The 17,008-nt window shown below is 71.0% G+C and carries 17 protein-coding genes; 9 read left to right on the forward strand and 8 right to left on the reverse strand.

Features of this window, described 5'->3' with window-relative positions; genetic code table 11:
* Nucleotides 1-33: 33 nt before the first annotated feature.
* Nucleotides 34-1,284 (forward strand): acyl-CoA dehydrogenase family protein, encoded by a 1,251-nt coding sequence (locus ACN4JJ_RS00195; protein ID WP_440707887.1) that lies wholly within the window; start codon nucleotides 34-36, stop codon nucleotides 1,282-1,284.
* Nucleotides 1,281-2,348 carry an alpha/beta fold hydrolase gene (locus ACN4JJ_RS00200; protein ID WP_440707888.1) on the forward strand — a complete coding sequence of 356 codons (1,068 nt, stop codon included), beginning with the start codon at nucleotides 1,281-1,283 and terminating at the stop codon, nucleotides 2,346-2,348. Before ACN4JJ_RS00195 ends, ACN4JJ_RS00200 begins: the two co-directional genes overlap by 4 nt.
* Nucleotides 2,349-2,385: 37 nt before the next feature.
* On the opposite strand, the gene ACN4JJ_RS00205 is transcribed toward ACN4JJ_RS00200, so the two are convergent.
* A complete protein-coding gene (locus tag ACN4JJ_RS00205; RefSeq protein WP_440707889.1) occupies nucleotides 2,386-2,919 on the reverse strand; it encodes a helix-turn-helix domain-containing protein in 534 nt (177 codons plus the stop codon).
* Nucleotides 2,920-3,008: 89 nt separating this feature from the next.
* Between ACN4JJ_RS00205 and ACN4JJ_RS00210 the strand changes: the two genes are divergently transcribed.
* Entirely contained in the window at nucleotides 3,009-4,178 is a 1,170-nt protein-coding gene (locus ACN4JJ_RS00210; RefSeq protein ID WP_440707890.1) for an aminotransferase class V-fold PLP-dependent enzyme, read from the forward strand.
* A complete protein-coding gene (locus ACN4JJ_RS00215) occupies nucleotides 4,175-5,716 on the forward strand; it encodes a Na+/H+ antiporter NhaC family protein (protein ID WP_440707891.1) in 1,542 nt (513 codons plus the stop codon). The genes ACN4JJ_RS00210 and ACN4JJ_RS00215 overlap by 4 nt, the downstream gene beginning before the upstream one ends.
* Here the strand turns inward: ACN4JJ_RS00215 and ACN4JJ_RS00220 are convergent.
* The gene (locus tag ACN4JJ_RS00220; RefSeq protein WP_440707892.1) at nucleotides 5,706-6,935 is read right to left on the reverse strand and encodes an acyl-CoA dehydrogenase family protein; all 1,230 of its coding nucleotides are present in this window, start codon (nucleotides 6,933-6,935) and stop codon (nucleotides 5,706-5,708) included. The genes ACN4JJ_RS00215 and ACN4JJ_RS00220 overlap by 11 nt on opposite strands.
* Before the next feature lie 132 nt (nucleotides 6,936-7,067).
* Between ACN4JJ_RS00220 and ACN4JJ_RS00225 the strand changes: the two genes are divergently transcribed.
* Nucleotides 7,068-7,547: a MarR family winged helix-turn-helix transcriptional regulator gene (locus tag ACN4JJ_RS00225; protein ID WP_440707893.1), complete on the forward strand. Its 480-nt coding sequence runs from the start codon at nucleotides 7,068-7,070 to the stop codon at nucleotides 7,545-7,547.
* A 15-nt stretch (nucleotides 7,548-7,562) separates the two neighbouring features.
* Here ACN4JJ_RS00225 and ACN4JJ_RS00230 read toward each other — a convergent pair whose 3' ends face one another.
* From ACN4JJ_RS00230 to ACN4JJ_RS00255, 6 genes are all read right to left on the reverse strand, one after another.
* On the reverse strand, nucleotides 7,563-8,648 hold the full coding sequence (locus tag ACN4JJ_RS00230; protein ID WP_440707894.1) for a zinc-binding dehydrogenase: 1,086 nt from the start codon (nucleotides 8,646-8,648) through the stop codon (nucleotides 7,563-7,565).
* Nucleotides 8,649-8,650: 2 nt separating this feature from the next.
* Nucleotides 8,651-9,487 carry an ABC transporter ATP-binding protein gene (locus ACN4JJ_RS00235; RefSeq protein WP_440707895.1) on the reverse strand — a complete coding sequence of 279 codons (837 nt, stop codon included), beginning with the start codon at nucleotides 9,485-9,487 and terminating at the stop codon, nucleotides 8,651-8,653.
* A 14-nt stretch (nucleotides 9,488-9,501) separates the two neighbouring features.
* Complete coding sequence (locus ACN4JJ_RS00240; protein WP_440707896.1) at nucleotides 9,502-10,365, reverse strand: ABC transporter permease; 864 nt, start codon at nucleotides 10,363-10,365, stop codon at nucleotides 9,502-9,504.
* Nucleotides 10,365-11,237 carry an ABC transporter permease gene (locus tag ACN4JJ_RS00245; RefSeq protein ID WP_440707897.1) on the reverse strand — a complete coding sequence of 291 codons (873 nt, stop codon included), beginning with the start codon at nucleotides 11,235-11,237 and terminating at the stop codon, nucleotides 10,365-10,367. Before ACN4JJ_RS00245 ends, ACN4JJ_RS00240 begins: the two co-directional genes overlap by 1 nt.
* A gap of 2 nt (nucleotides 11,238-11,239) precedes the next feature.
* A complete protein-coding gene (locus ACN4JJ_RS00250) occupies nucleotides 11,240-12,274 on the reverse strand; it encodes an ABC transporter substrate-binding protein (protein ID WP_440707898.1) in 1,035 nt (344 codons plus the stop codon).
* A gap of 150 nt (nucleotides 12,275-12,424) precedes the next feature.
* Nucleotides 12,425-13,144, reverse strand: coding sequence for a GntR family transcriptional regulator (locus ACN4JJ_RS00255; RefSeq protein ID WP_440707899.1), 720 nt, complete (start codon nucleotides 13,142-13,144; stop codon nucleotides 12,425-12,427).
* A gap of 193 nt (nucleotides 13,145-13,337) precedes the next feature.
* Between ACN4JJ_RS00255 and ACN4JJ_RS00260 the strand changes: the two genes are divergently transcribed.
* From ACN4JJ_RS00260 to ACN4JJ_RS00275, 4 genes are all read left to right on the forward strand, one after another.
* The gene (locus ACN4JJ_RS00260; protein ID WP_440707900.1) at nucleotides 13,338-14,189 is read left to right on the forward strand and encodes an SDR family NAD(P)-dependent oxidoreductase; all 852 of its coding nucleotides are present in this window, start codon (nucleotides 13,338-13,340) and stop codon (nucleotides 14,187-14,189) included.
* Nucleotides 14,190-14,291: 102 nt separating this feature from the next.
* A complete protein-coding gene (locus ACN4JJ_RS00265) occupies nucleotides 14,292-15,221 on the forward strand; it encodes an NAD(P)H-binding protein (RefSeq protein ID WP_440707901.1) in 930 nt (309 codons plus the stop codon).
* A complete protein-coding gene (locus ACN4JJ_RS00270) occupies nucleotides 15,218-16,072 on the forward strand; it encodes an N-acyl homoserine lactonase family protein (RefSeq protein ID WP_440707902.1) in 855 nt (284 codons plus the stop codon). The genes ACN4JJ_RS00265 and ACN4JJ_RS00270 overlap by 4 nt, the downstream gene beginning before the upstream one ends.
* Nucleotides 16,069-17,004, forward strand: coding sequence for an NAD(P)-dependent oxidoreductase (locus ACN4JJ_RS00275; protein ID WP_440707903.1), 936 nt, complete (start codon nucleotides 16,069-16,071; stop codon nucleotides 17,002-17,004). The genes ACN4JJ_RS00270 and ACN4JJ_RS00275 overlap by 4 nt, the downstream gene beginning before the upstream one ends.
* The last annotated feature ends 4 nt before the right edge of the window (nucleotides 17,005-17,008 follow it).

Consider the following 17,008-nt stretch of genomic DNA (forward strand, 5'->3'; position numbering starts at 1 on the left):
GGGGTGCCTTTTCAACGACGAAAGGAACGCACGATGACCGACACCCAGGTGGCCGGCGCCCGAGAGACCTATCGGGAGATCCTCGACGACCCGAAGGCCCTCGAGGCCCGGCTGGTGGCCGCGGCCCGCGCGATGCGGGACGAGATCATCTCGTACACCGCCGAGGGCCAGGCCGAGACCCACATCCCCGAAGGCCTGCACCGGCGCTTCGAGGAGGAGGGCTTCTACCTCATGTACATCCCGCGCGAGCACGGCGGGCTGGAGGTGCCGCCGGTGACCTTCTTCAAGGTGGTGCAGGAGATCGCGCGTGCCGACATGGGCATCGGCTGGAGCTTCTGCCTCTCGGCCAACCACGCCCTGATGTTCGCGAACTGGTTCCCCGAGGCGATCCACGCCGAGGTGTACGCCGGCGGCGACTTCCGCGCGGCGTCGATGTACGCACCCACCGTGAAGGCCACCCCGGTCGAGGGCGGCTGGCAGCTGAACGGCGTCGTCAACTACTGCTCGGGCATCCCGTGGTCGACCTACTTCCTCGGCCAGTGCATCCTGCCGGGCAAGACGGAGCAGGGCGGACCGCGGTTCGGCCTCTACATCGCGCCCAAGGACACCTTCGAGATCCTGGACGACTGGGGCAACATGATCGGCCTCAGCTCCTCGGGCTCGAACAGCATCCGCTTCGACGGCTCGTTCCTGCCGGCCCGCTTCCTGGTGGAGGACGCCGACCTGATGGACTACGCCTTCGACGGCGACAGCCCCGGCTCCCGCGCCTACGGCAACGCGATGTACTCGGCGCGGCACATGAGCTCGTTCGGCCTCGCGCTCGCCGCGCTCTGCGTCGGCGGCGCCTACGGGGCGCTGGACGAGTACGCGGCGCTGATGACCACCCGCAAGACCACCATCCCGCCCTTCGTGATGCGCAGCCAGGACCCCGACTTCCTGCGCTACTACGGCGGCGCCATCGCGAAGCTCGCCACCTGCGAGGCCGCCACCTTCAAGGCGCTGGAGATGTGGCAGGACGCCGCGGCCGACAACGTGGCCGGCATCGCCCCGTTCTCGCAGGAGACGGATGCGGTGCTCGGTGCGATCGGCCGCGAGGTCATCATCCAGAGCTGGGAGGTGGTGGAGCGCGACCTCTACCGCACCATCGGCGCCTCCGCCTCGAAGAAGGGCGAGCGCTTCGAGCAGATCTTCCGTGACATGGCGCAGGCCGCCGGTCACCGCAACCCGCAGCTGCGGGACGCGACCTTCCAGCTGATCGCCCGCCAGACGCTGGGCGTGATGTGAGCGAGGCGACACAGACCGCTGCCGAGCCGGCCCCCGCGGCCGCGGCCACCGCCGAGACGACACCCGCCGCCCTCCCTACCGAGTTCGCGCATTACCCCGTGCGGGCCGTGCGGCGGGGCCACTTCTGGATCCCCGGCGAGCGGGTGGAGAGCGAGCGCGGCACCGTGCAGCGCGCCCCCCTGTTCGTGGAGTGGGAGGCGCCCGAAGAGATCACGCGCCCCTACCCGCTCGTGCTGGTGCACGGCGGTGGCGGTCAGATCACCGACTGGCGCGGCACGCCCGACGGCCGCCCCGGCTGGTCGGACAAGTTCGTCGACGCGGGCTACCTGGTGTACCTCGTCGACCGGCCGGCGCACGGCCGCTCCTGGGCGCATCCGGATGTCGTGGGAGCCCTCGGCGCCCAGTTCAGCTACGAGATGGCCATGGGCCTGTTCGACACCGAGATCGAGGGTCACGACCAGTCGCTCTGGAGCGGCGGCATCGGCGATCCGATGCTCGACCAGCTGATCTCGGGCATGGGCTTCCTGCCCGCCGACCTCGCCGAGTCGCACCGGATGGACCAGGACCGGATCAGCCGGCTGCTGGACCGCATCGGCCCGGCCGTGCTCGTGACGCATTCGGCCGGCGGCCCGACCGGCTGGCTCGTGGCCGACGCCCGGCCCGACCTGGTGAAGGCGCACGTCGCGATCGAGCCGATGGGCCCGCCGTTCCACGAGTTCGGCCCGGGCACCCGCCTGGACTGGGGCATCGCGGCGGCGCCGCTCACCTACGAGCCGCCGGTGACGGATGCCGCAGCCCTGGAGAAGGCCGTCACCGAGACGCCCGGCGCGCACACCCTGCCGAACCTGGTGGGACTGCCCGTGGTGGTGGTCGTGGGGGAGACCTCGCCGTTCACCGCCTGGGCCCCGCTGATGGTCGACTACGTGAACGCGGCCGGCGGATCCGCCGAGTTCCTCAACCTCGGCGAGCACGGCGCCCGCGGCAACGGCCACGCCATGATGCTGGAGAAGAACTCCGACGAGGCGATCGTGCCGATCCTGGACTGGATCGCGCGGATCGCCTGAGCGGTCGAGTGTCGGCTGCGCGGGCCGGGAGCTCGATTCAGTAGCTCGGCGGGGTGATGGCGACGATGTAGGTCGCCTTCTCCTCGCTGTCGTTGAAGAGGCGGTGGGGCAGCCGCGAGTCGTAGTGGCAGCTGTCCCCCGCCTCGAGCACCACGGTGGAGCCGTCGACGTCGATCGACAGGGTTCCCGCCACCACCACGATGCACTCCTCCGCGGCGTGACTGCGCGGTTCGGTGCTCGACTCGCCGCCGGGCGCGATGTCGCCCTGCAGCACCTCGATCTGGCCGCGCGGCTTCGACAGGCGCGTGTAGGTGATCGAAGTCGCCGGCGTGGTGATCTCGATGTGCTCGCCCCGCCGCATCACGGCCACGCGGCTCGACTCCTCCTCGACGAAGAGCTCGAAGAGGGGGACCTCGAGCACGCGCGCGATCTGGCGCAGCGTCTCGAGGCTCGGATCGGCCAGTCCGCGCTCCACCTGGCTGATCAGGCCGCTCGACACGCCCGCCGACCCGGCCAGCTGCGCGACGGTCAGGCCGCGCTGCGCACGGATCTCGCGGATTCGGAAACTCATGATCGAATCCTACGGGGCGGCTCTCGCCCAAGTTTCAATCACGTTAACTCTCTTTCATCCAGGTAATAGTTCGCACTAGAGTCGCCCGCATGACGACGACGCATCTCTCTTCGACGCCCTTCTCGGCCGAGGACTTCCGAGCGAACTTCCCGCCCCTGGCGAACATGGTGCACCTGGCCAGCTGCAGCCAGGGCGCGCTCTCGAACCAGCTCTCCGCCTCGCTGACCGCGGTCACCGACTCCATCACCGATTCCGCCGCGCCGTGGGGGCTGTGGATGGACGAGGTGGAGTCGCTGCGCGGGCGCATCGCCGCGTTCATCAACGCCTCGCCGGACGAGATCGCCATCGTGCCCTCGGCCTCCGAGGCGGCCTACCAGATGGTCTCGAGCTTCGACTGGTCCACCGGCGGGGCCATCCTCACCTCGAACCTGGAGTTCCCGTCCGTCGGCCACGTGCTGCGGGCGCAGCAGGCCAACGGTGCCGTGATCCGCTCGATCGACGACCGCGTCGCCGCCCTCGAGGCCGAGGCGTGGGCCCCGCTCATCGACGAGGGGGTGCGGCTCGTGTCCGTGCCCCTCGTGAGCTACCACGACGGCTCGCGGGCCGACGTCGCGGCCGTCACCGAGCTCGCCCACGCGGCGGGCGCGCGGGTTTTCGTCGACGCCTACCAGGGCGCCGGGGTGGTGCCCATCGACGTCAAGGCGCTCGACTGCGACTACCTCACGACCGGCTCGCTCAAGTACATGCTGGGTCTCGCGGGCGTCGCCTTCCTCTACGTGCGCGGCGGCATCCGGAGCGAACGGATGCCGGAGCTCACGGGCTGGTTCGGCCGCGTCGACCCCTTCGCCTTCGACCCCGCCCTCGTCGACTACCCCGAGACCGCGCGGCGGTTCGAGAGCGGGACACCGGGCGTGCCCGCCGTCTACGCCGCCGGCGCCGGCCTCACGCTGCTGGAGTCGGTCGACCAGGAGGCCGGCTGGGCCCATGTCCAGCGGCTCACCGACCTGCTCGCCGACGGGCTCACCGAGCTCGGCGTGGAACTCAGCCGCCCTGCTTCGGCCGCCCGGCGCGGCCCGCAGGTCGCCCTGTACGACGACGACCCGGTGGCGCTCTCGGCCGCCATCCACGAGCACCGCGTGATGTCGGCGCCGCGCAGCCGCCTGCTGCGGCTGTCGCTGCACTACTACAACACCGAGGCCGACGTGCAGGCCGCGCTCACCGCCATCGCCGCCGTGCGGCACGGAAAGGACGCATCATGACCGACCGTACGGCCGCCGCCAAGACACCGGCCGCCGCCTCCGACTCCGCTGCCGCTGCCGCTGCTGCCGGTTCCGCCGAGGCGACCGGACCGCTGACCTTCCGCATCGGGATGCTCGGCGCCCTCATCGCGCCGCTGGTCTTCCTGATCGGCGTGATCGCCTACTTCGTGATCTTCGCCGTCTTCGACATGAACGCCCTCACCGCCTCCGGGCTCGCGGGCCTCCTCGTCGCGGCGCTGTTCTCGCGCCGGTACAGCCGGTTCTGGGACGCGGTGATCTCCGGGGTCTCGTCGCGACCCTCGGTGACGCTGCTGCTCATCCTGCTCACGGTGAGCCTCGTCTCGGCGCTCATCACGGCCACGGATGTCTCGGGCGGGTTCATCTGGCTGGCGAGCACCCTGGGCGTCAGCGGTGGCGTCTTCATCGCCGTGATCTTCCTCATGGCCTGTGCCATCTCGATGTCCACGGGCACCTCGATCGGCACGCTGTTCACGGCGTTCCCCATCTTCTACCCGGCCGGTGTGCTGCTCGGGGCCGATCCGCTGCTGCTCGCCGGCGCCATCCTCTCGGGTGCGCTCTTCGGCGACAGCCTGGCGCCCATCTCCGACTCCACAATCGTCTCGGCGTCGACCCAGCGCTACCGCCGCAAGACCGGCACGGCCGAGATCGGCGGCGTCGTGCGGTCGCGGGCGAAGTTCGCGCTGCCGGCCGCGGCGGTCAGCGCCGTCCTCTTCCTCGTGATCGGCTCGGCCGTCTCGCCGGGAACGGAGATGAGCGCCACCGACATCGTCGACGCCACCGGAGCCGGGCCGCTGCCGTTGATCATGCTCGTACCCATCGCGCTGCTGCTGTTCACGGCGTTCTGGAAGCGCGACATCTTCCTCGCCACCACCGTGGGCCTCCTCTCGGGAACCGTGCTCGGGCTCGTGACCGGTCTGCTCGACTTCTCCGACATCATCTCGGCGAACGCCGACGGTACTCCCGGCGGGTTCCTCGTGGCGGGCATCGGCGACATCATCCCGCTGATCGGCCTCGGCATCGTGATCTTCGGCATGATCGGCGTGCTGCAGGAGGCCGGCGTGTTCGACGCGATCGTGAACGCGGCGAGCCGGTCGGCGTTCGCCCGGACTCCGCGCGGGGCGGAGGTGGTGATCGGCCTCGGCGCCCTGGCCACCGCCACGGTCTTCGCGGGCGTGAACGGGCCGTCGATGATCCTGTTCGGCCCCGTGGCCGACCGGATCGGCGCCGCAGCCGGGCTGCATCCGTACCGCCGGGCCAACGTGATGGAGGGCTTCACCCTCGGCCTCGGCTCGGTGGTGCCCATCGTGAGCTCGTTCCTGCTCATCGCGAGCCTGCTCACCCAGGGCCACGAGGGGGTTCCCGAGGTGGCGGCGCCCGCCATCTTCCTCGGCGCCTTCTATCCGCTGGCGCTCACCCTCGTCATCGCGATCTCGGTGCTCACCGGATGGGGCCGGCGCTTCGAGGGGGACGGTGGCGCCGAGAGCCGCGTACCCGTGCAGCAGCCGGTCACATCGTGAGGGGCTGGCCGAGCAGCACGCGGCCGAGGGAGGCCAGCAGCACGTCGTGCTGGGCGCCGATGTGGGTGCGGTACATGGCCGCGTCGAGGTAGTACTTGCCGAGGCGGGCGCCGGCGAGCCCGGCCGAGCTGGTGCCGGCGGTGCTGAAGGCCACGTCGATGGCCTCCTGGGCGAGGCGGGCGGCCTGCACGATCTGGCCGCGGATGCGCACGTCGTCGCGGGTGGTGAACTCGGGGCCGCCGTCGACCCAGGCCTGATTGAGCTCCTCGAACTCGCGCACCGCGGCCAGCAGCAGGGTGCGCGACGACTCGGCCAGGGAGGTGACCTTGCCGTACCAGAGCTGGTACTCGGGCGACTGGCTGCGCGGGATGCGCGGCGGGAAGCTCGATCCGCGGTCCATCAGCCGCTCGTACTCGTCCAGGCAGGCGAGCGCGCAGCCCACCATCGTCTGGGTGAGCCCGGCGATGAAGATGGAGGAGGTGCGGCCGAGGTAGAGCGGGTTGCCGTGCAGCTGGTAGCCGGGGGTGCCGTCGGAACCCCACTCGATGTCCTTGAAATCGAACGGCACCGCGTTGTAGGCGGGGATGAAGGCGTCGTCGATCTCGATCGAGTTCGAGCTGGAGGCGTGCAGGCCGATGGTGCGGCCCTCGCCCCAGTCGTCGACGATCGTGAAGTCCTCCCGCGGCAGGATGAACATGTAGGGCAGCTTCCGGCCGTCCTCCTGCTCGATCATCGCCACCGGCATGAAGTGCGTGCTGAAGGTGCATCCGCTGTTGTAGTCCCAGCGGCCGGTGAGCCGGTAGCCGCCCTCGACGGGTGTGACGACGGCCTTCTGCGGGAAGGCCCGCGAGGCCGACACGAAGGGCTCCGAGGCGAAGGCCTCCTCCTGGGCGCGCTCGGGGAAGTGCGAGGCGAACTGGTAGGCGTGGCTGGAGCCGAGCTCCCACGACCAGCCCACGCCCGGGTCGCCACGGGAGATCTCGACCGCCACCCGGAAGTAGGTCTCGAGGCCGAGCTCGAGGCCGCCGTACCTCTTCGGGCGCAGGATGTCGTAGAGCCGCCCGGCCACGAAGGCCTCGTGGATCTCGGCCGAGTAGGTGCCGAGCTTCGCGTGCTCGGGCTGCAGTTCGCGCAGCCGGTCGCGGAGCCCCCGCGCGTACTCGACGAGCTCGTCGGGCGTGGGCGTCTTCGTGATCGGGGTGTCGTGCAGGAGGGACATGCGGGCGTCTCCGATTCGCGTCGTTGCGGTTCCGGCACCCGGTCTCGACCAGGTGATTATAGTAACTATAACTATATAGACCAGGCGGCACGCCTGCAAGCGCCGGCAGCGGGGCGGGGATACACTCATCGGATGACCGGCTCTCGGCCCCGCTCCGACCTCCTCGGTGAGCTCGGGGAGCGCGTGATCGACTCCTTCCGCTACCTGCAGCGCGAGGTCACCGTTCCCCACGCGGGCCTCATCCACATCACCCGCTCCGAGGCCGACATCATGCGCATCCTGATGGAGGATCCCGGGGTGACCGTCACCGAGATCGCGCGGGCCTACGGGCAGCACAAGAGCAACACCAGCGCGCGCATAGCCGCCCTGGTGGAGAAGGGGCTGGCCCGCAAGGGCTCGTCGCAGGACGACGGGGCCAAGGCCGACGGCCGCGAGGTGCGGGTCTTCCCCACCGAGCTCGCCGTCACGAACCTGGCCGGCTACCGGCGCATCTGGGCCGACCACCTCGCCCCCCTGTCCACCGCCGACGACGAGCGCCTCGCGATCGCGGTGGAGGTGCTGGGCGAGATCGCCGAGAAGCTCGCCGCCGCCGGCACCGCGACCACGGACTGAGATCGGCGAACCGCCTCAGGCCGTCAGCACCCCCGTGATGTCGTCCAGCGCCATCGAGCGCCGGGCCACCGTGTCGATCTCCTCCAGCGCGTAACGCCGGGTGATGAACGGCGAGGCGTCGAGCTCGCCCGAACCGAGCATCCCGATCCACCGCGGCATGTCGACGTCGGGCCGGATCTGGCCGTTCTGGCATCCCAGGATGCGCTTGCCGTGCACGGTGAGCTGCAGCTGCGGCAGCTCCACCTCGGTGGCGGAGTGCGCCACGCCGGCCAGCACGACGGTGCCGGCCCGCCGCGCCATCAGCACCGCCTGGCGGGTGGCGAGCGCCGGCCCGGCCGCCTCGATCACCACGTCGGCGCCGCGCCCCTCGGTGAGCGCCTGCACGGCCGCCACCGGATCGTGCCGCGCCGAGTCGACGGTGTCGCTCGCGCCGAGTGCGCGCGCGAGCTCCCGCCGCCCGGGATGCCCGTCGAGGCCGATGACCGACCCGGCGCCGGCCAGCCGCGCGCCCTGCACGGCCCAGAGGCCGAGGTGCCCGAGCCCCACGATCGCCACGGACTGCCCGGGCTGCACCTCGGCGATGCGGAACACGGCACCGAGCGCGGTGGAGACGCCGCAGCCCAGCAGGCACGCGGTCTCGTCGCTCAGCCCGTCGGGAAGCCGGTGCACCTGGATGCGCTGCGCGAGCATCCGCTCGGCGTAGGCGCCCACCCGCCCGGCGGCGCGCACCTCGCGGCCGTCGGGCAGGGCGGCCACCACGGGGTCGCCCTGGTCCATCAGCACCGAGCACTGGTCGGGCCGGCCGATGCCGCAGTAGAAGCACTCGCCGCACTGCGGGGTGCCGGCCACGACCACCCGGTCGCCGGGCGCGAGGTCGGTGACGCCCTCGCCGAGGTGCTCCACCACCCCCACGGCGGTGTGCCCCAGCACCACCGGCGGCACCTTGCGGCGCATGGCGCGCCAGCCCATCCAGTCGGTGGAGCAGAACGGGGCGGCGGTCATCCGCACCACCAGCTGTCCGGGGCCGGGCTCCGCCAGGTCGATCGGGCCCACCAGGAAGGGGCTGTCGAAGTCGGTGAGCACCGCGGCGCGGGCGCGCATCCTCAGTGCCCCGGGGTGCCGTGGATGAGCCGCGCCACATGACCGCGCAGCCGGATGAAGTCGGTGTCCTCCCGGGTGGTGATCTGGTCGCGCGGCTCGGGCAGCTGCACCCGGATGTCCTCCACCAGTGTCGCCGGCGGGCGCGAGAGCACGAGCACCCGATCGGCCAGGTACACGCTCTCGTCGATGTCGTGGGTGACGAACAGGATGGTCATCTCGTAGCGGTCCCGGATGCGCAGCACCAGGTCTTCCAGGCCCTCGCGGGTCTGCGCGTCGACCGAGGCGAAGGGCTCGTCCATCAGCAGCAGACGCGGCCGGTAGGCGAGAGCGCGTGCGATCGCGACGCGCTGCTGCATGCCGCCGGAGAGCTGCCAGGGGTAGCGCTTCTCGAAGCCACGGAGCCCGACGGCCTCCAGCGCCTCGTCGACGAGCTCCTTACGGGCTCCGGCGGAGCTGCGGCCGGCCAGCGGGAAGGCCACGTTCTTCTCGACCGAGAGCCACGGCAGCAGGGAGCGGCTGTAGTCCTGGAACACCATGGCCATGCCCGCGGGCACTCCGGTGTTGCGCACGCCGTTCACCCAGACGGCACCCTCGCTCGGCTGCAGCAGCCCGGCGAGGGTGCGCAGCAGGGTGGTCTTGCCGGCGCCGGAAGGGCCCACGATGGAGACGAACTCCTGCGGCATCACCTCGAAGGCGAGGTCGCGGATGGCGTGGTGCGCGCTCTCGCCGCGACCGTAGGTGTGCGAGACGTGATCCACCACCACGGCGGCGCCGGGGGTGCCGGGCACGCCGGAGGGGGACGGGGCGGAGGCGGGCGGGGTGGTCGTGGTGTCGGTCATCGGTGCACCGTCTTTCAGATCTTCTGGCGGGAGAGCCGGTGCCAGGACAGCACCCGGCGCTCCACGAGGTCGAGAAGGGAGTTGAGCAGCAGGCCGAGGAGCGCGAGCGCGAGCATCCACGACCACATGTCCAGCAGCAGGAAGCGACCCTGGGCCTGGATCAGCTGGAAGCCGATGCCGTTGGTGGCCAGGATGAACTCCGACACGATGGCCAGCAGCAGCGCGGCCGTGCTGGCGATCCGCAGGCCCGCGAAGATCTTCGGGCTCGCGGCCGGCAGCACGATCGAGAACAGCCGCCGGGCGGGGGAGATGCGGAACACCCGGCCGAGATCGAGCATCGTGCGGTGGATGGAGCCCACACCCGAGGCGGTGTTGATGAGCACGAACCAGGAGACCCCGTAGGCGATGAACACCACCCGCATGTCGTCGTCGCCGCCCAGCAGGATGATGAACAGCGGCAGGGTCGCCGTGGCCGGGATGGAGCGCAGGAACTCGACGATCGGGGTGACGGTCTCGCGCGAGGCCCGGCTGAGGCCCATCGCGGTGCCCACCACCACGCCCCAGGCGCAGCCGATCGCGTAGCCGAGCAGCATCCGGCCCACCGTGGGGAGGACGTCGTTCACGAACACCGGCGTCACCACGGCCGGGCCGCCGAACAGCAGCGCGACCAGGTTCTGGCCGATGGCCACCGGCGGCGGGAAGAACGGCGAGGGGGCGAGTGTGGTGCCGAGCTGCCAGAGCGCCACCAGCACGGCCAGCGGCACGACGAAGTAGGCCAGGCCCACCAGGGCGCCGCGGGCGTGCCGCGGGCGGCCGGCGGATGCGGGCCGGGTGCTGCCGGATCGGCCCGTCCCGGATCGCGGTGTGGTCGCGGTCATCAGTTCGCCTCACGGGTGGTGGCGTCCCAGCCGAACCAGCGGCGCTCGACGGCGCCGATGGCCAGGTTGATCACGAGGCCGAGCACCCCGGCGGTCACGGTGGCGGCGAGCACCGCCAGGTACGACTCGGCGTCGCTGAACGCGCGCTCGCGCGAGATGAACGCGCCGATGCCCTGGGCGCCGCCGGCGATCAGCTCCACCGTGATCACCACGATCAGCGCGATCGAGGAGGCGATCCGGACGCCGGTCACCACGAACGGCGCCGCCGAGGGCAGCACCACCCGGCGCACCACGCCGAAGCGGCTCACGCCGAAGCTGCGCGCCATCTCCTTGGCGTAGGGATCGACGTCGTGCACGCCGTAGAGCGTGTTGAACATGATCGGCCAGACCGCGGCGAACACCACGATCACGAGCTTCATCTCCAGGCCCGCGCCGAGCACCAGGAGCACGAGCGGCACCAGCGCCACCGGCGGGATCGGGCGCATCAGCTCCACGATGGCCCGCGCCGCCCGGTAGGCGGGGGCGACGAGACCGAGGGCGATGCCGAGCGGCAGGGCGATCGCGCTCGCGATCAGCATGCCGAGCAGGTAGGTGACGAGGGTGGCGAGCACGTCGACCCGGAACTGCTCCTCGCCCCAGAGCAGCACCGCTTTGGTGAGCACCTGGGAGAAGGGCGGCAGGAAGGCCGGGTTCACCAGCCCCGAGCGCGAGACGATCTCCAGCAGGACGATCAGGCCGGCCACCCCGGCGAGCCCGCGCCAGAGCGCGGTGCGCCGCGGCGCCCCCCGGGAGCGCCTGGAGCGCCCCGGGGGTGCGGCGAGGGGGGTGACCGCGCTGCCGGCGGTGCCGGGCGCGGCGGCGGTGGCCGACACGATCAGCAGCTCTCCGGGGCGGGCAGCACATGTGCGGCGAGGTCGAACTCCTCGGTCAGGCGGCCGCTTGCGAAGTACACGTCGGCGTTGCGCTGGATGTCCTCGAGACGGTTCTCGCTCTGGTAGTCGAGCATCACCTCGGCGGCGGCCACCGCGGCGGGGGCGCCGAGGAAGGAGGAGAACTGGGCCTCGAACTCGGCACGGTCGGCGGCGAGGGCGCCCTGGGCGCCGAAGATCGAGCACTGGATGGCGGCGACCGTGTTGGGGTTCTTCTCGGCGAAGGTGCGCGAGGCCACCCAGCCCGACTCGGCCATGCCCTCGTACTCGCCCGATCCGTAGTCGAACACGGTCACACTGCCGAGCCCGCGCACGGCGGCGAGGGTGGGGCCGACGGCGCTCGAGGCGTCGATCGTGCCCTGCTCGAGCGCGGCGGCCACCTCGCCGTAGGGGAGCTCGACCCACTTCACGGCATCCGGGTCCAGCCCCTCCTGCAGCATGGTGTTGCGCAGCTTGATGGCGTGGCTGCTGCTGAGCGAGATGACGTTGACGGTCTTGCCCTCGAGGTCGGCGAGGTCGGTGATGCCCGAGCTCGGCAGGGCCTCGAGCGAACCGGTGCCGGGCGTGCTGGCCCAGCCCTCGGCGATCACCACGAGGTCCAGGCCCTGCTTGATGGCGTCGATCACGCCGAAGTAGCTGGTGTTGGCGGCCGCGGCGTCACCGGAGATCACGGAGGTCACGGCCACACCGCTGTTGTCGACGAAGTAGGGCTCGATCGTCAGCCCGTAGTCGGCGGCGGTCTGGTCGGCGGCGTACTGCAGCGGGATGGTGCCCGGGCCCTTGATGCCGGTGAGCTTGACCTCGGTGGTCTCCGGGGCGTTCGGGTCGCCGGGGGTGAGTTCGGCGACCGGGTCACCGGATCCGGCCGACCCGCCGGCGCCACCGGCCGAGCAGGCGGCGAGGGATGCGGCGAAGGCCAGAGCGAGTGCGCCTCCGAGCGCGCGTCGCCGGGCCGAAAGGTGCGGGGTGCGTGCGGGCATGATGATTACCTCTCCATTGAGTCACTGATCATCTTGTTTGTCAGACAATATGATGAGCAGGCTGAATGGTCAACCCCTCCCCGTCGCCGTCGAGACGTCGAAAAGGGCCCCTGTTCCATATGGAAAGGGGCCAAGTGCGACTTCTGGAGATCAGAGGGCGGGGGTGCCCTTTTCGGCGAGGCGGAGGTGCTTGAGGGCGGTTTTCGAGGCGTTGCGGACGTGGGTGGCGCACAGCTGCGCGGCCTTCTTCGCGTCGCGCTTCTCGGCGGCCGCGGCCATCGCCCGGAGCTCGGCTGCGGCTTCCTCGGCTCGGCCCGGCTCGCCCATCGAGGTGGCGCGCAGGATGCGCACGCGCGCCTGGATGCCCTCGATGATGTTCTTCAGCGCCGGGCTCGCGGCGCCCTCGATCAGCACCTCGTAGAGGTAGTCCTTGGCGTCGAGGATGACCCGGATCTCGTGGCTGCCGGCCGTGGTGACGGCGAAGTGCTCGACGGCGTCGTGCAGCCGGGCGAGCTGCGCGTCGCTGGCCCGCTCGACGAAGCGCTCCACCAGCACCGACTCGAGCACGGCCCGGATCTCGTAGAGGTCTTCCGCCTCGGGCAGCGACGGGGCGCTCACGATGGCGCCGCGCTGGGGCACGACCGTCACGAGGCCCTCACTGGTGAGCTCGCGCAGGGCCTCGCGGATGGTGGTGCGGGAGACGCCGAGCTGCTCGATCAGCTCCCGCTCCACCAGGCGCTGGCCGGGGCGGAGGGTGAAGTCGAGGATGGCCGCGCGCAGGGCGGCGATCACCTGTTCGCGCAGCGGTGCGGCGACCCGGTCGACATGGGCGCTCGTCCAGGCTTCGGAGAGGGTGTTCGGAGCGGTCATCGTGACTCCCTTACGGCATGATGTGTGCCGATCATACAGGGGCCCTGTGTCCAGGGCGGGAGCGCCGGGGTTGCGAGTGGTGCAATCCGATCGGCAATATATTACTGTCAGACAATCTGAGGTGAGTGACGGGACGCGACGGCGCGTCCGGCCACCCGGAGCGGCCCGCAGCGGCCGGACGGAAGGCGGCACGATGACGTACGCAGGAATCGACGGCAAGGTCGCGATCGTGACCGGAGGCGTCGGCGGTATCGGGTCGGCCGTCGTGCAGCGCCTCTCGGAGGCCGGCGCGCGGCTGGTGATCGTCGATCTCGACGGCGACCGCGCGAAGGCCGCGGCCGACGCGCTGCAGGGTGAGGCCATCGGCGTGGGGGCGGACGTCTCCACCGAAGCCGGGGTCGACGCCTACCTCGAGGCGGCCATCCACACCTTCGGCTCGGCCGACCTGCACCACCTGAACGCGGGTATCGCCGGCAAGCCGGGCGTGCAGCTCACGGATGCGGCGGTGGACGAGTGGGACGCGGTGATGGCGGTGAACCTGCGCGGCCCGTTCCTGGGCACCCGCGCGGCGCTGCGGCACTTCGTGGCCACCGGCACCACCGGTTCGGTGGTGGTCACGGCCTCGATCGCGAGCCTGCGCGGCGCAGCCGACCTGCTCGCGTACACCACCTCGAAGCACGGCGTGATCGGCCTCGTGCACGGCGCAGCCGTGTACGCGGGCCCGATCGGGGTGCGGGTGAACGGCGTGGCGCCGGGCATCGTGCCCACCCCGATCTTCGGTGAGGCCGGTATCCAGGACATGAAGAAGCGTGCGAGCACCTCGCCTCTCCGCCGTGCGGGCGAGCCCGACGAGGTGGCGGCGGCCGTGGCCTTCCTGCTGAGCGAGGACGCCTCCTACATCACGGGCGCAGTGCTCTCGGTGGACGGTGGCGCGAGCGTGCAGAACACCAACCGCTACGGCGGGGGCGCGGGCTTGTGGGACACCGCCGCGGTGGACGCCGAGCTCGTGCAGGCCTTCGGCGCCGGACCGGCGGCGGGCGCCTGATCGAGTAGATTGTCATACGATATTGACATCATACAATCCGTGCGTCAGCATGGGATCGAGGGCCGCATCGACGCGGCCCGGCCGTTTCGAAGGAGAAACCGCATGTACATCGTCACCGGCGTAGGCGGCTTCGTCTCGTCCGCCGTCGCCGAGCACCTCCTCGGGGAGGTCGATCCGGCCGAGATCATCGTCACCAGCCGCGACGAGCAGACGCTCGAGCGCTGGCGCGCACGCGGTGTGAATGCCCGCCGGGCCGACTACGAAGACCGCGACGCGCTGGTCGAGGCCTTCCGTGGCGGCGACCGCCTGTTCCTGGTCTCGGCCATGGAGGCGGGCCCCAGCCGCCAGCGGCAGCACCGCAACGCCGTCGAGGCCGCGGTGGAGGCCGGGGTGCAGCACATCGTCTACACCTCCTTCATCGGCACGGAGCGGCCCGAGGTCGACTCCGTGGAGGTGGCCGATCACAAGGTCACCGAGGCGCTCATCCTCGGCAGCCGCCTCGGCTGGAACATCCTGCGCAACAACCAGTACGCGGATGCGATGGCCGAGAACCAGGCGGCCATCGCCATCACCTCGGGCAAGAGCATCGGCAACGCCGGCGAGGGACGGGTGGGCTTCGTGGCCCGGGCCGACGTGGCCGAGGTGGCCGCCCGGGTGCTGCTCGGCGAAGGCGAGCCCGACACCGCCTACGACGTCACCGGCCCCGAGCTGCTGACCTACCGCGAGGTGGGCGAGATGATCGCCGAGCTGAGCGGGGCGCCGATCGAGATCGTCGACCTCACCGACGACGAGATGTACGCCATGTGGGACGCGCTCGGCGTGCCCCGTGACGCCACCGGCGACTTCTCGAACTCGCCGGTGCCCTGGGCCAGCGACGGCATGGTGACCTTCGGCCGGATGATCCGCGCCGGTCATCTGGGCCGCCTCACCGACGTGGTCGAGCGCTTCACCGGCCGGCCGCCGCGCGCCCTGCGCGAGCTCATGCTCGAACGCCGTGCCGGCTGGCCACCCGTGCCGGAGCCCGCCGCATGAGCGAGGATGCCGGAATGGGCGACCCCTACGAGTTCACCATCGTGAAGTACGGCACCCGGCACGGCCACCGCGCCGAGGTGTACCTCAACTACCACCTGCACGGTGAGCCCGACGGGCCCATCGACATGGACTACTTCGTCTGGGTGGCCCGCAACGCCGAGCGCACCGTGCTGTTCGACACCGGGTTCTCCGAACAGGGCGGGGCCAACCGCAACCGCAGCTTCGTGGCCCGGATCGCCGACATCTACGCCGCCCTCGGCATCGACATGCAGGCCGAGCAGACGATCGTGGTCACCCACGCCCACTACGACCACATCGGCAACCTGGCCTCCTTCCCGAACGCGCGGATCGTGATCGCCCAGGCGGAGCTGGACTTCTGGCTCTCGCAGATGGGCACGCGCCGGCAGTTCCGCTGGTCGACCGAGCCGGAGGAGATCGACGCCCTGCGCGCGGCGCTGGACGAGGGCCGGGTCACCGCCTTCTCCGGCCGCCACGAGGTGGCGCCCGGCATCGAGCTGCTCGAGGTGGGAGGCCACACCCCGGGCCAGGCGATCGCCCTGATCGACACCGCCGAGGGTCGTGTGCTGCTCGCCTCCGACGCCGTGCACTACTACGAGGAGCTCGAGGACGACATGCCGTTCGCCTTCGTGGCCGACCTGCCGAAGATGTACGCGGGCTTCGACCGCATCCACGAGCTGCTGGCCGGCGGGGTCGAGCACCTCGTCTGCGGCCACGATCCCTCCACCCTCGACCGCTTCACGGTGGTACAGGACGGCCCGCTCGCGGGCATCGCGGCCACGATCGGCACGACCAGGGCCGCCGGCGGCGACCCAGAAGGAGAACAGCCATGACCGACCGGATCGGCTTCATCGGCCTCGGCAACATGGGCGGCCGGATGACCCGCTGCATCGTCGACGCGGGCGTCGAGGTGCACGGCTTCGACATGCAGCGCGCCGCGGTGGAATCCGCCGGCGCGATCCCGCTCGGCTCGTCGGCGGAGGTGGCGGCGCAGAGCGACGTCGTGTTCCTCTCGCTGCCCGACAGCAAGGTGGTGGAGAAGGTGGTGCTGCAGGACGCGGCGTTCCTCTCCTCCCTCGCGCCCGGATCCGTTGTCGTCGACCTCAGCACGGCCGCCCCCTCCTCGACCCAGCGCATCCACGAGCGGCTCGTGCGAGACGACGTGGCCTACCTCGACGCCGGCATCTCGGGCGGCGCGGCCGCGGCCGAGAAGGGAGCGCTCACCCTCATGGTGGGCGGCGACGCGGCGGCGCTGGAACGGGTGCAGCCCGTGCTCGCGCACTTCGCCACGAAGGTGTTCCACATGGGGGCCTCCGGGGCGGGGCACAGCACGAAACTGCTCAACAACTTCCTGAACGCCATCAGCCTCTCGGCCACGGCCGAGGTGATGGTGGCGGCCAAGAAGGCGGGACTCGACCTCGCCACGGTGCTGGACGTGCTGAACGCCAGCTCGGGCGTGAACTTCGCCACCCTCAACCGCTTCCCGAAGATCATCACCGGTGACTACCTCAAGGGCGGCCTCACCAACGCGCTCATGATGAAGGACGTGGTGCTCTACGTCGACCACCTGCACGAGCTCGGGGTCGCCTCGCCCAACTCCTCCGGTCCGCTGGCGAGCTTCGGACTCGCCCAGGCACTCGGCTACGCCGACCAGATCAGCAACACCGTCGTCGATGCGATCGGGGACGTCTCGGGGCACGTGCGCCTGCACGATCCCGATCCGGCCGGCGACGGCGCGGCACGACCCACCGACACGAAGGACTGAGACC

This window comes from Herbiconiux dendrobii (assembly GCF_052048175.1).
In the GTDB taxonomy this organism is placed as follows: domain Bacteria; phylum Actinomycetota; class Actinomycetes; order Actinomycetales; family Microbacteriaceae; genus Herbiconiux.

Coding starts and splice junctions, on each gene's coding strand:
- ACN4JJ_RS00240 (WP_440707896.1), bottom strand. CDS start 10,365: ATGACCGCGACCACACCGCGATCCGGGACGGGCCGATCCGGCAGCACC.
- ACN4JJ_RS00215 (WP_440707891.1), top strand. CDS start 4,175: ATGACCGACCGTACGGCCGCCGCCAAGACACCGGCCGCCGCCTCCGAC.
- ACN4JJ_RS00235 (WP_440707895.1), bottom strand. CDS start 9,487: ATGACCGACACCACGACCACCCCGCCCGCCTCCGCCCCGTCCCCCTCC.
- ACN4JJ_RS00230 (WP_440707894.1), bottom strand. CDS start 8,648: ATGCGCGCCCGCGCCGCGGTGCTCACCGACTTCGACAGCCCCTTCCTG.
- ACN4JJ_RS00265 (WP_440707901.1), top strand. CDS start 14,292: ATGTACATCGTCACCGGCGTAGGCGGCTTCGTCTCGTCCGCCGTCGCC.
- ACN4JJ_RS00225 (WP_440707893.1), top strand. CDS start 7,068: ATGACCGGCTCTCGGCCCCGCTCCGACCTCCTCGGTGAGCTCGGGGAG.
- ACN4JJ_RS00270 (WP_440707902.1), top strand. CDS start 15,218: ATGAGCGAGGATGCCGGAATGGGCGACCCCTACGAGTTCACCATCGTG.
- ACN4JJ_RS00205 (WP_440707889.1), bottom strand. CDS start 2,919: ATGAGTTTCCGAATCCGCGAGATCCGTGCGCAGCGCGGCCTGACCGTC.
- ACN4JJ_RS00210 (WP_440707890.1), top strand. CDS start 3,009: ATGACGACGACGCATCTCTCTTCGACGCCCTTCTCGGCCGAGGACTTC.
- ACN4JJ_RS00220 (WP_440707892.1), bottom strand. CDS start 6,935: ATGTCCCTCCTGCACGACACCCCGATCACGAAGACGCCCACGCCCGAC.
- ACN4JJ_RS00195 (WP_440707887.1), top strand. CDS start 34: ATGACCGACACCCAGGTGGCCGGCGCCCGAGAGACCTATCGGGAGATC.
- ACN4JJ_RS00250 (WP_440707898.1), bottom strand. CDS start 12,274: ATGCCCGCACGCACCCCGCACCTTTCGGCCCGGCGACGCGCGCTCGGA.
- ACN4JJ_RS00275 (WP_440707903.1), top strand. CDS start 16,069: ATGACCGACCGGATCGGCTTCATCGGCCTCGGCAACATGGGCGGCCGG.
- ACN4JJ_RS00255 (WP_440707899.1), bottom strand. CDS start 13,144: ATGACCGCTCCGAACACCCTCTCCGAAGCCTGGACGAGCGCCCATGTC.
- ACN4JJ_RS00260 (WP_440707900.1), top strand. CDS start 13,338: ATGACGTACGCAGGAATCGACGGCAAGGTCGCGATCGTGACCGGAGGC.